This is a genomic window from Chlamydia ibidis 10-1398/6, assembly GCF_000454725.1.
GTDB lineage: Bacteria > Chlamydiota > Chlamydiia > Chlamydiales > Chlamydiaceae > Chlamydia > Chlamydia ibidis.
This window is the reverse complement of the sequence record NZ_APJW01000003.1, coordinates 147,043-162,454: the sequence shown is the minus strand read 5'-3', so window position 1 is coordinate 162,454 and position 15,412 is coordinate 147,043. Positions and strand designations below refer to the sequence as shown.

The window sequence follows — 15,412 nt, the reverse complement described above, 5'->3', positions numbered from 1 at the left end:
TTTTCTTAGTTAACAGATTGAGAATGACAATTTTTTGCATCTGTTCCGACAACATGTACTAAGAGTTCTGATCCTAAGGATCCTGATAAGAATTGTTTTGAAAATTCCAGAAATTCTTCGTAGGTCATGTTTCTAGCGGCAGAGATATTTTCGTTAGGTAAAGATAACCTAGGTGGACTGTTTTCAAATGCTAGATTAAACAATATATCCTTGGTACTTTCTATAGGAAAAGAAGGACGAAGTTTACTTTGGATATATGCTGATCTTAGGTTGGAAAAATACTCGGGAGACATTCCAAATGCTTCCGGGTTATCCACGACCTTCTTAATAAAAGTTTTTGTTCTTTCTGTTAGTTCCTGAGGAGAATAAGTCGCGGAGCGAATGTAGAAAAAACCAAAAGGACAGGATGCTAATTCACAATGCCGGGCCCCTACCATATATCCTAATTGCTGTTGTGTGCGTAGTTCATGAAATGCAATTTCATGTAGCCAATCAAACATCATTTCGTTAGCAACGAGTGAGTTACATGAGGTATTGTTCTCAGACCCGAGCATTAATATCATCCCATTCCCTTCTAGAGGATAATTTAAATTTATGACGTGTTGAGATGACCCTCTTATTTGGTAGCAAAATGGGGGCGTTTGATAAATAGGATAGGAAGAAATAAATTCTTTCAGAGTACTGATGAGATCATTCTCTTGTTTTTCAGAAAGTGCTCCTACGATTAGAGCTTCTGCCTTAATTTTTTCGAACAAATGTTGTTTAAATCTTTGAAAATCAGAAAAACTTATTTCTTGTAATGCCCTGATTTTTTCATCGTAGGAGTAGCTATCTAACATTACCTGGGACTTGATTTCTGCAAGCCCAAACCGAACAGGGCAACATGTTTTTCCTGCAGTATAGTTTTGAAGAACTTGTTGTTGGTAAGAAATAAATTGCTCTTCCGACACTTCTATTTGGGGCAATAAAGGCAAGATAGATTTTAGAAGAGCAGGAGTTATCGTTGTGTAACCCGAAATTGTCAGGTCAAAGCCTTCACCTCTTTGGGATGCCGACAATGTAATACCAACGAGGCTTGCAGAGAAAAATTTCTCACGTAATTTTTCTTCCACTGCAAGGCTATAAATATCAGCAGAAACTAGAGAGGCCAGATTTTTACGAGAAATCTGTGGTGAACGTATTCTCAAAGTTAGAGATAACTTAGGAAGAGTATAATAAGTATCCTGACAAACATAACATAGTAATTGATCGTCCTCGTAAGCTAGTTGCGGTGAAAAAGGGAAGGAATCATGTATAGTAGGAGTAGGACAGACAAAATCTGAGAAATTCTCTGGGATATAAGTGTTTGGCTCAGGAAAACTTATAACTTCTCTATCAGTTCCAGTGTTATGTAAATCTGGAAGAGGGCACTCATAATATGTCATGTTGAAGATGGGGTCGTAGTGCGGAATAGAGTTGTCTAAATGGCTAGATAATCTCGTCGATAAGATATAACGAGTTAGGGCAGGGTTTGATAATATACTGAGTAGGTGCTTTTCTTCCTCAATGGTGTATTCCGGGTATACAAGAGATTGATAAGGATAAGTGGATAAGCTTTCCTCAGTTAGGTCGCTGATCTGTTTTGTAAGAGATTGAAATAACTCTGTATTGGAGCTGTAAACGTAGTTTAAAGAATTAATTTTATTGATTTCTTCTAGGCAGTATTTTGGAATGCCTTGCTTTTGCATATGCTTTAGATAATCAAAAACATAAGTTAGAATTTGAGAATATTCTTTATCCCCTTGTTCAGTTAATTCAAAGGATAAATAGAAATCACCAGTACTAGTAGAGGTTCTATAGTATCCAGAATAAGCAGCTGTAATTAAGTGTTTCCTTTTTAGCAAAGATATAAGACCATTCTCTCCTTCATGTGTAAGAATATGAGAAAGAGCTGCATAACAACCGAGAGAGGAACTATCTTGCGAATCATATAGATGCCAGTACATCTCAAGGCAGGATTGGGGTTGATTCGCTTGATTAATGTAAATCTTACCTAAAGAGTCTGTATCTCCTGAAGGCAAAAATATCTGATTAGGACAATAAGTATCTGAAGAAGGAATTTCTCCGAAAATTTTTGTAAGATTTTTTGTGGCTAGGTCAATAGGGTCAGAAGTATAGACAATGGCGACCATATTTTCGGGAGAATAATGCTTATAGAACCAAGAACGCATATCTTCAGAAGTCACTTTTGATAAAGTCTTTTCATTTCCACAACCAAATTTCTGTATAGGATTTCCTTTCGGAGCAATAATTTGCTGGATACGAAATATACGTCGTGTATCTTGATTGGGATGAATGCTAAATTCTTGATCCACTGCATATTTTTCACGATCCAAATCCTCCTGTCGAAATAGTGGACGGATAAACATATGCACAAACTGTGTAATGGCTTCATTAAAGGCAGAGGTGTCTATAGAAAATATAAAACTAGTAGTCCTGGGAGACGTAAAGGCATTGCGCATTCCATTGTGGCTACTCAAGAAATTAGCGAATCCCGAAGGCTCCGGATATTTTTCGTTTCCTAAGAAGACGCAATGTTCGGTGAAATGTGCCATCCCAGGTATATCTTCAGGATCAGCGTTGTTGCCAGTTTTTACTGCTAGGGCAGCCCCAGAAATAGCCGTATCTGGGTTGGAAATAATCAGTAATTGTAACCCGTTTTTGCAGACCATTTTAGCTATTTTTTGGTTCGCAACTGCGGGTGTTAAGACTTTCAAAGGACATAAATCAGAGATTTTTTTTGCCGAATTACCGCATGAGGTGATTATTAGAGATAAGGAAACTAAAATATATCCAAATCGAAATCTCATGTCTGTAGTTCCTGGTATAGTTGTTTTACAATTGAAAATACTCTTTCTGCTCTAATAGCACGTTGCTTGTGTTTATCAAAATGTGCAATTTCTTCTTCTGAACATAGGTGATCCAAAGAAACTTCTTCACCGAAATTAAAGAAAATAGGAGCAAAGAAAATCGCACGATATTCACCTATTGCATCCTCAATACTTGGAGGTGGGGGTAGGACATCATATGTCTTCAGAGCTAAAGGATAGAAATGAGCAGGATTGCTGGATGATTTCGCTAATAACCGAAACATTTCAATACTATCAGCTTGGAAATCTGCCGGATAAAGTAAATTATTGTTAGTTTTTCTATCGCGTCCTCCTGCAGGTGCTACATAAATAAACTTCCCTCCTTCATGTAGAAGAGATCTTAAGGTTTTCATACTTTTTTGGTTATGATGAAGTTTTTCTTCTCTTTGTTCTAAAGGAGTATTGATATGGCGTTTAGAATAAATACATAGAAGATCACAACCCATACTAAACGGACGTGCTAGGGGATCTGAAGTAACACGATCTCCTGCTACGAAAATCAGATTTTCCAAAATATCGGCATGAGTTTTACCTAGCAAGTAGTACATAAGTTGTGGATCGCATTCTGTTTGATGATTAGCAAACAAAATGACGTTATCCCCGCGAGCCAGGTAATTTCGAATCTCATCCAAACGGTGCAGGTTTAAGACGCGAGAAGCATCATCATCTACAAGAACGGAAAAAAATTCTTTTCCAAAGAGAAACAAGTCAACTGGGGTGCGTATTTTTTTGTGATAGGGGGGGAAAACAAAAGGATTTTTCAAATCTTCAATAATCACCTTAAGCCACTGTAGACAAAGCGCTTCTGCTGCATCTAGGGAGCACTTTTTAGTTGCCGCATCAAGGTAGTTTTGATGATAGATTTGGAACTGTTGCTGTAGGGACTCGGGTAGAGACTGGTTATCGAAAGCTTGTGATAGGTAAGTAGAAAATTGCATGCTCATACCCTATAGTTCAATACTTTCACCTGTGATCAAAGAGAAAAATTGATAGTGGTTTAGATGTAGAGAATCTGAAGTACTAATTTGTAGTTTTGCCTTCAGAGTTTTTGCTAAGCGAATCAGCTCGTTATCATCACCTTCTTGTTTCATATAGTGAGCAATTTCGGGATGTACAACTAAACATAAATGAGAATGTTCCTTATGATTAATCACTTTCTTTAGATCACGTTCAATCTCAATAACTACACTTTCAGGTGTTTTGATAATAGCATTCCCCATGCAATATGGGCATATTGTGAATAGTGTCTGCATTAGAGATTCGCGGTTTCTTTGTCGAGTCATCTCTACTAATCCAAACTCACTCATGCTCAAAATTGTACAGCGTGCAGCATCATACTTCATGTGTTCTTTTAGGCGTTCCAAAACTCGACGCTGATTTTTACGAGATTTCATATCGATAAAATCAATAATTACTAAGCCACCAACGTTTCTTAAGCGCAATTGCCTAGCTATTTCTTCCGCTGCTTCTAAATTAATTTGTACTAGAGTTTCCTCTACACCACTTTCTAGCTGAGTACTTCTTCCTGAATTGACGTCGATCGTATGCATCGCTTCCGTTTTGTCGAAGAATAAATACCCTCCACTTGAAAGCCAAATCTTTCTCTTAGTAGCTTTATCAATTTCTTTCTCTATGCTAAATCGTTCAAACATAGGGACAGAATCACGATAGTACTCAATTTTTACCCCAGATTCAGGGGCGTATTTTTTTAACATGCGCTTACACTTTTGATAAGTCGAATAGTCGTCAATTAACAGACGCTTATAATTTTTATCGATACAAGTGATAACCGCTTTTTTTAAAATATCCGTCTCTTCATAAAGAAGGCAGGGCTGATCAGTAGAATGAAATTTTTCTAAAATTCCTTTCCAGGTAAGCAGAAGGTCGTGCGCTTCATTAACTAGGGCTTCTGTTGAAGCTAGTACGCTTGCAGTCCGACAGATTAGGCCCATATCTTGAGGCATTTCGAAAGAACGAATTAATTGTTTTAATTGTTCGCGCATATGAGCGTCTTCAATTTTCCTAGAAACACCACGATGTGGGGAATTGGGAAGAAGGACTAAGTAACGTCCAGGAATAGAAATATTTGAGGTAAGGCGAGCACCTTTGCTGCCAATAGGTTCTTTTACTACTTGGACTAAAACAGGACTGTCTATTTTAAGTAGTTCTTCAATAGGGGCCTCTTCTTGTGTTTCAGTTTTTTCTTCTGAATCATCTCCCTTGAAGTCTATATCGAACATTTGTTCGAATTTTTTCGAATTCTCTAAAACATCGGAGATATGAATAAATCCGTTTTCTCTCTCATCAATATTGATAAAAGCAGATTGGATGTTTCTTAAAATATTGGTTACCCGACCCCGATAGATATTACCTTTAAGCTGACGAACTTTTTTTCTTTCAATAATTAGATCAAAAAGATGACCATTTTTTAAATGAGCGTAGCGAATTTCCTTAGACTCTATGTTTAGTAAGATGTCGTTTTCCATGACTTTCCTTGATACTACATCCTATCCGCGTTACCTTGCTTTGATGTTTAGAGGATAGTTGTATTTTTTTAAGAAGATCGGAACTCCTAGCTTCTTAGATATTTTCATAATCCAACAAGGGATTATAAAAAAGATTGCTAAAAAATTCTACAGAAATGCTTTAATTGATTCTTTTAATTAGAAAGGGTAATTTTATTTTTATTCCTTCGAATAGATTTAAAGTACGTCTTTGTTTTCTATAATTACCTTGTCTGATAAACTCTTGCCTTCGATTCTGATCAGGCTGCGAAATACACTAGTAAGGTTCCCCCATGGGAAGTGCGGATGATTTAAAATTATATCTTTATCGTTTGAAGCTTCCTGGAGAAACAGAAGCGATAGATTACTCTATATCCCCAGATTTAATTCGTGAGGATGGAGAACAGGAATTGTTCTCTAGTCCTATCAGTGTTTGTGGAAATCTGGAACGCATTGATAGCGAACAGTGGATTCTGTCTTTAGATATTTCTACTGAGTTAGGTTTGCGATGTTCTATCTGTAACATTGGTTTTTTATTCCCAGTTGTAGTGCGTGGAATTTGTAGGCTAATCCACTTTGACGAAGTGAAATCCGGGATATTTGATTGCAGACACTTAATTCGCCAGGAGTTGCTTTTGGAAAGCGACTGTTTTCAAGAATGCGATAAGGATGGCTGTCCTGAAAGGAAAAATATCGTACAATATTTGCAGGATACAAAAAACAATCGAGGGGATAATCCCTTCGAACATTTATAACTAAGGTGAGAAAGTATGGCAGTACCACGTAATCGACACAGCAATGCTAGAAAAAATATCCGTAGAAGCCATGACGCTAAAAAAACCAAGAGCGCTGCGGTTTGTTCCAACTGTAAGGGTAGTTTTATGCCTCACACAGTATGTGCTGCTTGCGGTTTTTATAACGGCAAATCTGTTATCAGTGTAGAAAAGAAATAACGCGAATTTGAGATTATGGTTGTGCGGATTGGCATAGATCTAATGGGTGGGGATCGATCTCCACTTGTTATTTGGGAAGTGCTGATGGATGTATTGAAGTCACGAAATTTGCACGATCCTTCTATTTTTACAGTCTTTGCCTCTAAAGATGTCAAAGACCAGATAGAAAAGACTTCTTATGATAAACAATGCGCGGAGATTATTGTTTCTGATGAATATGTGACAATGAATGACTCTCTTTTAGCGGCGGTCCGTAAGAGGTCTTCCTCGATGGCTCTTGGTTTGGATTATTTGAGCCAAGATAAAATCGATGCTTTTGTTTCCACAGGAAATACTGCCGCACTGATTACTTTGTCTAGAGCAAGAATTCCTTTATTGCCTACTGTTTCTCGTCCGGCTTTGCTAGTGCGAGTTCCCACTATGCGTGGTTGTGCAGTGATTCTTGATGTAGGGGCTAATGTGTCTGTAAGACCTGAAGAAATGGTGGGTTTTGCTCGCATGGGAGTTGCGTATCGTCAATGTTTGGGCAAAGTCGATAGTAAGCTTACTATTGGTTTATTGAACATCGGGTCCGAAGAACGAAAAGGTACTGAAGCTCATCGGCAGACTTTTCGTATGTTGCGTGATCTATTTGGTTCTATGTTTGTAGGAAATATTGAAAGTGATGATGTTTTTAGTGGGCGTATTGACATCGTGGTGACCGATGGGTTTACAGGTAATATTTTTTTAAAGACCGCTGAGGGTGTATTTGATTTTCTTAGAAATATCCTAGGAGATAAATTAGAAATCGATATTAAGCGTCAACTGGATTATACAATCTATCCAGGATCTATGCTATGCGGTTTGTCTAAACTCGTTATTAAATGTCATGGCAAGGCATGTAGTCGCTCCTTGTTTTCTGGCATTTCTGGTTCTATAGACCTTGCTCAGGCGAGTGTTTGTAAACGTATTTTGTCTAGTCTCTCTTAGTTGGGATATTTGTCCTCCCTTCTGTCAATTCTTTCTTTGTTGACGGGATCTTGTTGATAGTGATAAACCTTTTTGGAAAGCAGTTCTCTAACATTTCTGGGTTAGGTTTACTATGATCACGAAAAAAGAAAATAAGTTGCAAAATTCAACATTTTCTCGTTCCGTAATGTTTTCCATACTAGTTGGCATAGGAGTTTCATCACATATTTGTGGGTTTGGTGGATCAGAACTGGTCTCAGAATCGTCTCCATATGCATTTTCTTCTCCTAAAGCCGGTTTTTTCTATGATAAGAAGAAGAAAGATACCGAATCTATTGTTCCCAAAGATATAAAGGATAAAAAGGAAGTATGCGATTTATCGAATAGTTTTGTATTGAAAGAAAATAATTCTTGCCAGATTGAAATAGTTTCTCAAGGAGGTGTGGGGAGCAGTAGTGATTTGTCAGGATATCAAAGTTTAGTACATAGAACTACATTATTTCAGATCTTAGGTAAATTGCTCTGGAAAGATATTGACGCAGCCCATGTTATGAATTTAGATGAAAATCTTCTAGGTAAGAAATATCCTTCTATTCAGAAAGGGGAACAGGGGCTTGCTTTTTGTTATATTCCTAAGGATGATCCTAAAAAAAATGAATCATCTAGTTGTTTTGTTGGTGTAGCATTATGGGGAGGCGAACCCAATGCTGAGTTATCTTTCCAAAATCTTAGTACTTCCCAATCTGGCTCGGCAGTGTATTCTTCCTCAGGTGTATTTTTTGAGAATTTTAAGAAAGGTTTGTCTTTTGAGAATTGTACTTCTGGTAAATCTGGTGGGGCTATTGCAGGTGCTGATATTACTATCAGGGAGTGTAGCAATTTAAATTTTTCGGGATCTAAAACTAATTTGGCACTTGAGAAAGTTAGTCAAGAGGATTTCTCTCAGGGAGGCGGAGCAATTGTCGGAGTATGTTCTATTGCTGAGAATGCTAAGGATGTACTTTCTGGCAGTGTTAAAATTATTGGAAACATAGGTGAAAATACTTTCCAGGGTAACCATGCCGACAAGGCAAATGGTGGGGCAATATCAGCAGAGAACGTTTCACTTTCTTCTAACTTAGGTTCATTATTATTTAAGTCCAATCAGGCTTTATCAGGGGGGGCAATATCTTCTCGGATGATCTCTATTGCTGAAAATACAGCGACTATTGAGTTTTCTAAGAACAGCTCTTTATTAGATTTTGATCCAGGCATGTTTGTTGGAGGAGGAGCATTAGCAGCTAGAGGAATTATCTCTTTAAGAAATAATTCTGATATGCATTTCTTGAATAACAGCTCTCAAGGATGTGGAGGTGCGATTCTTTGCAAAGATATTGTCATTTCTGAACAAGTTGGAGAACAGACTTTTAAGGAAAACACTTCTCAAAGTTATGGTGGGGCTGTATGCGCTAACAATAGTGCGACTATTAAAGATAATTTTGGATCTATCCTATTTAAGGATAATAAGTCTTCTCTTGGTGGTGGTGCCATTTATAGTGGAGATTTGTCCAAAGATGTTAGAAGTGATGATGATCATTCAGGAGTTGTGGAACTTGTAGGTAATTCTGGAACTATCTCCTTTATAAAGAATGCTTACACATCTATACCTTCTCCCACTGCAGATGAGGATATTGTTTTCGGTGGAGGTGCTATTTTTGGTAGGTCTATAGCAATTACTCGCAATACCGGTATTACTTCTCTAGAAGGTAATACAGCTACCTCCTATAACTGTGTTAATGTACTTGGAGGTGGAGGAATTTGTGGAAGCGACAATGTTACTATTGCAAATAACTTTGGAACAGTACGCTTTACTTATAATAAGTTAGAGCTATCGCCTGAAGCGTGTGTTCGTAACTCCGCAGAGGAGGAAATCTCCTTAGATAAATCTGATGCTGATCTTCTTCATTCTTCCGTTAATGCATGCACTCCTAAGACGGAGCCCACGCCAGTAACGCATCCTTCTTCTAATGAACTATCTGAACAAAGGCAATCTACTTTAGGCACGGTAATTTCTGGAACTTATGGAGGGGGAGCTATTTTTTCCAAAAATGTTGATATTTCGGGCAACATGGGAAAAGTTTACTTTTCGGATAATAGTGTAATTCTCGTGGAAGGTATCAAGAACAATTGTTTATCTTCTGGAGGAGGAGCACTATACGGATCAAACAATGTTAAAATATCAGATAACAAAGATATCGCCTTCACTAATAACTATGCTTCTGGAGAGAAGATGTGTGGAGGTGCGATTCTTGGATCTGAAGTAAACATATCCAGTAACCATAACACAGAATTTTCTCGTAACATTGCAAAACTATCTGGCGGGGCTGTGTGTGCTTCAGAGGCCCCCATCTCTGTCAGTAATAACATGGGTGATGTGCTGTTTTCCTTTAATAGTACGAATGGTGTAGGAGGAGCCCTATCGTCTCCTAAATCTTCTGTATATATTATCGATAATCATGCAGATGTCGTTTTCAAGGACAATTTAGCTGTTGGTGAATTATATTATAGTGATCGTTTAGAAGAGTCACATGATCGCATAGCATTTTCTTCTGGAGGAGGAGCAATTCTTGCAGGGAAAACGGTCTCTATTGAAGGAAATGAAAAAAATGTCCTTTTTATGAACAATTTTTCAGAAGGGTTCGGAGGTGCGATCCTTACTGGGTATCTAGTTGGCGATGACAATTCATCCCGTTCAATTTCTGATGAAGGGACTTTAGTTAGGATTGCTGGGAACAAAGGTAATGTGGTCTTCTCCGGTAATTCTGTTTCTATTTCTCAAGCTCCTATGAATAGTTCGTGTGGTGGAGGTGCGATTCATACACAGAATCTATTAGTTACTGATAACTTGGGTTCTGTGATGTTCTACAATAATGTTGCTAGAAATGGTGGAGCAATTAAGATCTCTGAACATGGAACTGTTTCAGTCCGGGCGAAGGGAGGAGATGTAGTTTTCTCAGGGAATACTAACGGTTTGAGAGAATCTGATGCTATTTATCTAGCTGGTACGTCTTCACTCATTCAAGAATTATCCGCAGAAAAAGGTCACAGTGTCCGAATCGAAGATGCGATTAACTATGAATCACTGACGTTGCGGTCTAGTGAAGCTCAGGGCACGAGTCTTCTGGACAATCCTACTCTAGTTTTCAATAGTAAAAGTTCTGGGAATCATCTTGGGTCAGTATGTTTTTCTGAACATACTTCTAAGATTCCTCAAGTTGCCGTTTTAGAGCAGGGGGTACTTTCTTTGTCTAATGGTGCCCAGCTTTGGCTAGCTGGTTTCAAGCAGCAAAGAGGAAGCGAATTACTATTATCCGCAGGTACTACTTTTCGGATTATGGACCTTAGGGACACACCTAAAGTTCATATTTCCTCTTCTAGTGTAGATAAAACCGGTTTACATGCTGTGACTATAGAACCTAAAAAAGATGGTTTTGATCCGGAATTACTTTTAGATATTAATACTGTGGAAATAGATCTTTCTTCATTTGTTGGAGATACTGAAAATAAGCAACCTTTGCCTCCTACTATTGTAGTTCCTAAGGGAACAAAAATAGGTTCTGGATCTTTAAATTTGGTTCTTGTTGATACAGGTGGTATAGGGTATGAGAATCATGAATTATTGAACTGTGAGCGTAATATCCCGTTAATATCTTTTCAATCTGTATCCGGTTCTAGTGAGATGCCGATGAATGATCCAGAGTTAGAGAAAATAGACGTACAGGTTTCTGTTCCTCCTATTACTTCGAATACCTATGGTCATTCAGGAGTATGGTCTGAGGCTGAGGTTGTTAATGGTCGACTTGTAATTGGTTGGAAGCCAACGGGTTATCATTTAAATCCAGAGAAAAGTGGCTCTTTGGTATTGAACACTCTATGGGGACAATGTGGGGATTTACGTTCTTTAAAACATCAGCAACTACTACATAATGTTACGGCTCAAAGGATGGAGTTTGATTACTCGACTAATCTTTGGGGGGCTGGAATAGGGTCCTTTATAAATTGTGCCAACATTTGTGATATAGATGGCTTTACTCATCGCTCTGGAGGCTATGCTGTTGGCTTAGACACTCAGTTAATAGAAGATTTTTTAATTGGTGGAAGCTTCTCGCAATTTTTCGGTTATACAGATAGTCAATCCTATACCTCTCGAAGTGACCAAATAGGGTATTTGGGATCCGGATATATCGGGATTCTAGCTGGTCGTTGGTTCTTGAAGGGTAGTTTGATCTATAGCAATGTGCAAAATAATCTCTCGACTAGGTATGAATCTTTAGGCAAATCTTCTGCGTCTTGGGAAAGTCATGGTGTTTTGGCTGATGCTCGTGTCGATTATCGCTATCTTCTTAACCCGCGTAAGTTTGTCTCTTCTATCGTTTCAGCATTTGTCCCGTTTGCTGAGGTGGAATATATATACGTGGATCTTCCAGAGATCAGAGAGGTAGGTAGCGAATCAAGATCTTTCTCTTCTGGTAGACTACAAAATATATCTGTACCTGTGGGAATTACTCTGGAGCATAGTTATGCTCGAGGACAACGTTCTGAAGTGAACAGTTTAAGTTTATCTTATGCTTTAGATGTATACCGTCGACAACCTCCCGTTGTTGTTAGTTTGCCTACAGCATCCTATTCATGGGCTGGTGTTGCTTCAGATGTATCTAGAAAGATATGTCGAGCACAGTTTAGTAATGACACCGAATGGAACTCTTACTTCAGTACGTACTTAGGATTTACATATGAATGGAGAGAACATTCTGTTTCCTATGATGTTAATGGTGGAATACGTTTAATTTTTTAATATCGTAAGGATTCTTTAAGATATTAGCGAGGAAGTGGACATATTCCTCGCTTTTTTCCCCTTGCATATATGCGTCGTTTTTTTAGGAAATTCTTCGCATGACATGTGTATCATTGGAAATAGTTAGATCATCTAATTGTCTATCTTCTAAGTTCCCGGATTTTCTATAAATTCTCTTTGCAGAAAATGTAGTAGTGTATGGAATACTAGCCGCGCACTATATTTATAGACCAATGTCGCTTGAGTGTATTGAAACGCTTTTGTTGTTTTGGTTTGTTACTGAAGATAGCCTTGTTAGGATCTCGTTAGACTATTGTTATCCATCTTTGTTTGTGTGGCGGTAGTCGTATTATCGTCACTCTTTTATTTTTGAAGTTTCCGTGTTAACTAAAGTAATTTATTTTGATATCACAAGAGAAATGTATACTTGTGACTTTCTCCATAGTAAGATTCGTTTAATTTCTAATGTCGTTGCATTAGTGACATCAGCGGTGGCTATGGTTCTGCTATTTTTGGAATTAATGATTTACAGTTCTCTATTGGGACCATTTAGTTACTGTCTTTTGAGTACATGTGTGTTATCTCTAATCTTGATGTCGATAGTTAATCTACTACAACATGGCAGAGTCGGTTATTTAGAGGGACTTGTGATGAATCCTCCTAGATCTATGATGATGGTATCAGATTGTACGAGTAGGGTAGATTCATCCACAGATTGTCCTATCACTACTTCTGGAGAGTCTACGATTGTGTCTGCACCAGCTATTGATATACAAAGAGATCTTCAAGAAGAGCTGTGTAAAAGCAATGAAGAGATAGTTAGGTTACGAAGTGTACTTGAAAGTTATGAAGAAGCAAATGAGTTCTCAGTGCAAAATATGAATAGGATGGCGTTTGTTAAGAAGTTAGAAAAGAATGCCCGAGAACATATCAAGTTAGAGAAACGCAGAGCGGAACGATTATCTCGTGTAGGGTATTTAAATACAGAGCTTTCTGATAAAATCGAGAGTACTCTGAATAAGATCGATAGTTGTGTTGATTCCCATCAGGTCTATTTGATGGAAAGTGAGGTGCTAGATTTTCTAATTCTTACGAACAATCTAAGAGTAGAGAGATTGAACAAATTGCGTATAGACGATCCCCTATTGAGGAAACAAGCAAAGAGTTTATATGAAGATAAGGCAAGAGATTTCACTATTCTAGACATTCACAATTTGGAAGACCAAATTCTTGAATCTGGAGAAGAGCTTGTGTTTTCTTTACGAGAGGAGCTCATACACGCTAATACTAAAATTACAGAACTTACTGAAGAAATAGAACGCTTATCTGAAGATACTGAGAGTACGCTGAAAGACGTTGACAGTATCTCTATGGATGATGTTTAAGATCGTCCTATCAAGGTGCAGAGGCCAATTGTTGTTTTAACTATCCTTAGTTTTGTCACTAATTCCCAGAAAGTAATCTGAGAATTTTAAAAGGGTGTTATTAGATACACTGCCTATTCTCGTAGTTTGCTCCACTTCTTTCTGTTGCGTGGTTAGAAATTAGATACTTCAAAATTTATTAACGAGTTTCTCTTCTTCTGCAGAGAGGGATTTTTATATAATTGGCACAAGTTCACCTATAATTTCCAAATTTTAAAAAATAGCATCTTATTTATTTTTAAGAACTAAAGTTTCTGTTGTTTTTTGTAGTCTATAATTAAAATCCGAAAACTTATACAATGTCTTGGATAAATATTTGTAACAGTTAATTTTCGTGAAGAGTGGCACTTTACAGATTATAATTAGACAATTGTTAAAAATATTTTTATTTTTCATTTGCTAAAATATATATGTTTCTAAGCAAGAAAAACTTCCTAAGTTTAACGAACTGCCTTGAAGTTAGCCTTGTTCAGTTATGTATTGACAAGGGATATTATGCGCGTTGACGAGAGTAGGAATGCATCTTTAGATTTAAATATATCAAAATATGCTGTCAATTACCGTACAGGTAGTCTGGGACACTGTATTGCAGAAGTATACTCTTCCATGGCCCTCTCTAATATTTTTGCTCGTCTTAGTTTAGTATTATGTTCTTTGGTTTCATGTTGCGGAACAATAAAAATTTGCTTGCTGTTACAGATGGTTATTATTTCCTTGTCTTTAGCTTTATCTGCAGTAATTTGTTTCTTATTACTCCCTGTTAAACTCCTATTTCTTGGTTTGAGTTTATTATGTTCTGTTAACAAAAGTGAAAAGCATCTGGAGCTTCTACAGTTGGGTAAGTTCAAAAACGAGCAGAATGCACTTACCTGGAATAAAAGCGCTATTCTTAACTTCCTTCTCAAATCAGAATTCGTGACTTGTATGTCACCATCGGCTTTGAGTTTAGCTCCCCAAGGAGCTGAATTTTTTAATTGTTTGACTAATGCTTCTGCGGAAACCGAATGCGATTTTCTTAGTTTAGAAAAGTGTATTTGTGATCTTGGTGCGTGGAATCCAGGATGGCAAAAAATTAAAGATTATTTTTCTGAATTAACATCTAAGTATGACAATTCTCATCCCGATAGAAATACTTTGCCAGTTTTTCTTAACTCCTTGCATATAGCTCTTTTAGATAGCAGCATTCCTCAGGATAAAAAACGACAAGGTCTAGATGAAATTTCTTCATATTCTGAAGTGTGTGTTCCTACTTGGGCAGAATCAATATTTCGAGTTACTCACAGATTTTATAGTAAAGGAAATTCGGCAGAAGAACAGCTTCTTATTTGGTTGCAGATGGTGAAGGAAGAGATCCTTTTGGGAAAACAGTTAAGCTTGGGTGAGTCACATGACTGGCATCAGATCAATGGGGTTAAGAAAGAGTACGGAAAGCAATTAGGCTTAAACACCGTACACATATCTGAAAACTTATCCTCTTTAACCCTGCGACAAACTTCTAGTTTGCCAAGGTATCTACGAGATTATTACACGCTTGCAAATCGTTTCCTTAAGGATTATAGTCGATCAAGGTCTGCGATTGTATATTTTGTTTATTCAGCATTCCTATCTGCAGAAGCAAGCATCCAAACAAGCATTCGCACTTATCTGAGCGAAATAGTTGCTCGTGAGACGGGCCTCTCAGGAGCATCTGTTGCTGAAATACTAACAGAGTGCTTCTATAATGAAAATTATGAGTTGAAAGAAGAAGCTATCACCTATCTTCTTTATAAGATGGGCGTGCTTCTTGCTTTTTAGTAATTGTAACGTGAGTTTGAATGTTTTATTCGTCTAATTATGATTG

The 15,412-nt window shown here is 37.5% G+C and carries 9 protein-coding genes; 6 read left to right on the top strand and 3 right to left on the bottom strand.

Annotated elements, in window-relative coordinates; translation table 11 throughout:
- Window positions 1-5: 5 nt before the first annotated feature.
- From H359_RS04200 to H359_RS04190, 3 genes are read right to left on the bottom strand one after another with little or no spacing between them, the layout of a single operon-like run.
- On the bottom strand, window positions 6-2,849 hold the full coding sequence (locus H359_RS04200) for an insulinase family protein (RefSeq protein ID WP_020370515.1): 2,844 nt from the start codon (window positions 2,847-2,849) through the stop codon (window positions 6-8).
- On the bottom strand, window positions 2,846-3,847 hold the full coding sequence (locus H359_RS04195; protein WP_020370514.1) for a 1-acyl-sn-glycerol-3-phosphate acyltransferase: 1,002 nt from the start codon (window positions 3,845-3,847) through the stop codon (window positions 2,846-2,848). The genes H359_RS04200 and H359_RS04195 overlap by 4 nt, the downstream gene beginning before the upstream one ends.
- Window positions 3,848-3,856: 9 nt before the next feature.
- Entirely contained in the window at window positions 3,857-5,395 is a 1,539-nt protein-coding gene (locus tag H359_RS04190; protein ID WP_020370513.1) for an Rne/Rng family ribonuclease, read from the bottom strand.
- 311 nt (window positions 5,396-5,706) lie between these two features.
- Between H359_RS04190 and H359_RS04185 the strand changes: the two genes are divergently transcribed.
- The 6 genes from H359_RS04185 (at window position 5,707) to H359_RS04160 (ending at window position 15,366) form a co-directional block, all read left to right on the top strand.
- Complete coding sequence (locus H359_RS04185; protein ID WP_020370511.1) at window positions 5,707-6,168, top strand: DUF177 domain-containing protein; 462 nt, start codon at window positions 5,707-5,709, stop codon at window positions 6,166-6,168.
- Window positions 6,169-6,183: 15 nt separating this feature from the next.
- A complete protein-coding gene (gene rpmF / locus H359_RS04180) occupies window positions 6,184-6,366 on the top strand; it encodes a 50S ribosomal protein L32 (protein WP_035392201.1) in 183 nt (60 codons plus the stop codon).
- Between the two features lie 15 nt (window positions 6,367-6,381).
- Window positions 6,382-7,335: a phosphate acyltransferase PlsX gene (gene plsX / locus H359_RS04175; protein WP_035392198.1), complete on the top strand. Its 954-nt coding sequence runs from the start codon at window positions 6,382-6,384 to the stop codon at window positions 7,333-7,335.
- 112 nt (window positions 7,336-7,447) lie between these two features.
- Complete coding sequence (locus H359_RS04170) at window positions 7,448-12,148, top strand: autotransporter domain-containing protein (RefSeq protein WP_020370508.1); 4,701 nt, start codon at window positions 7,448-7,450, stop codon at window positions 12,146-12,148.
- A gap of 380 nt (window positions 12,149-12,528) precedes the next feature.
- A complete protein-coding gene (locus H359_RS04165) occupies window positions 12,529-13,533 on the top strand; it encodes a hypothetical protein (protein WP_020370507.1) in 1,005 nt (334 codons plus the stop codon).
- Window positions 13,534-14,067: 534 nt separating this feature from the next.
- Complete coding sequence (locus tag H359_RS04160) at window positions 14,068-15,366, top strand: DUF1548 domain-containing protein (protein ID WP_020370506.1); 1,299 nt, start codon at window positions 14,068-14,070, stop codon at window positions 15,364-15,366.
- Window positions 15,367-15,412 lie beyond the last annotated feature (46 nt).

Bases quoted from the DNA above. Each gene is read 5' to 3' on its own strand.
- H359_RS04200 (WP_020370515.1), bottom strand. From the start codon at position 2,849: ATGAGATTTCGATTTGGATATATTTTAGTTTCCTTATCTCTAATAATC.
- H359_RS04195 (WP_020370514.1), bottom strand. From the start codon at position 3,847: ATGCAATTTTCTACTTACCTATCACAAGCTTTCGATAACCAGTCTCTA.
- H359_RS04190 (WP_020370513.1), bottom strand. From the start codon at position 5,395: ATGGAAAACGACATCTTACTAAACATAGAGTCTAAGGAAATTCGCTAC.
- H359_RS04185 (WP_020370511.1), top strand. From the start codon at position 5,707: ATGGGAAGTGCGGATGATTTAAAATTATATCTTTATCGTTTGAAGCTT.
- rpmF (WP_035392201.1), top strand. From the start codon at position 6,184: ATGGCAGTACCACGTAATCGACACAGCAATGCTAGAAAAAATATCCGT.
- plsX (WP_035392198.1), top strand. From the start codon at position 6,382: ATGGTTGTGCGGATTGGCATAGATCTAATGGGTGGGGATCGATCTCCA.
- H359_RS04170 (WP_020370508.1), top strand. From the start codon at position 7,448: ATGATCACGAAAAAAGAAAATAAGTTGCAAAATTCAACATTTTCTCGT.
- H359_RS04160 (WP_020370506.1), top strand. From the start codon at position 14,068: ATGCGCGTTGACGAGAGTAGGAATGCATCTTTAGATTTAAATATATCA.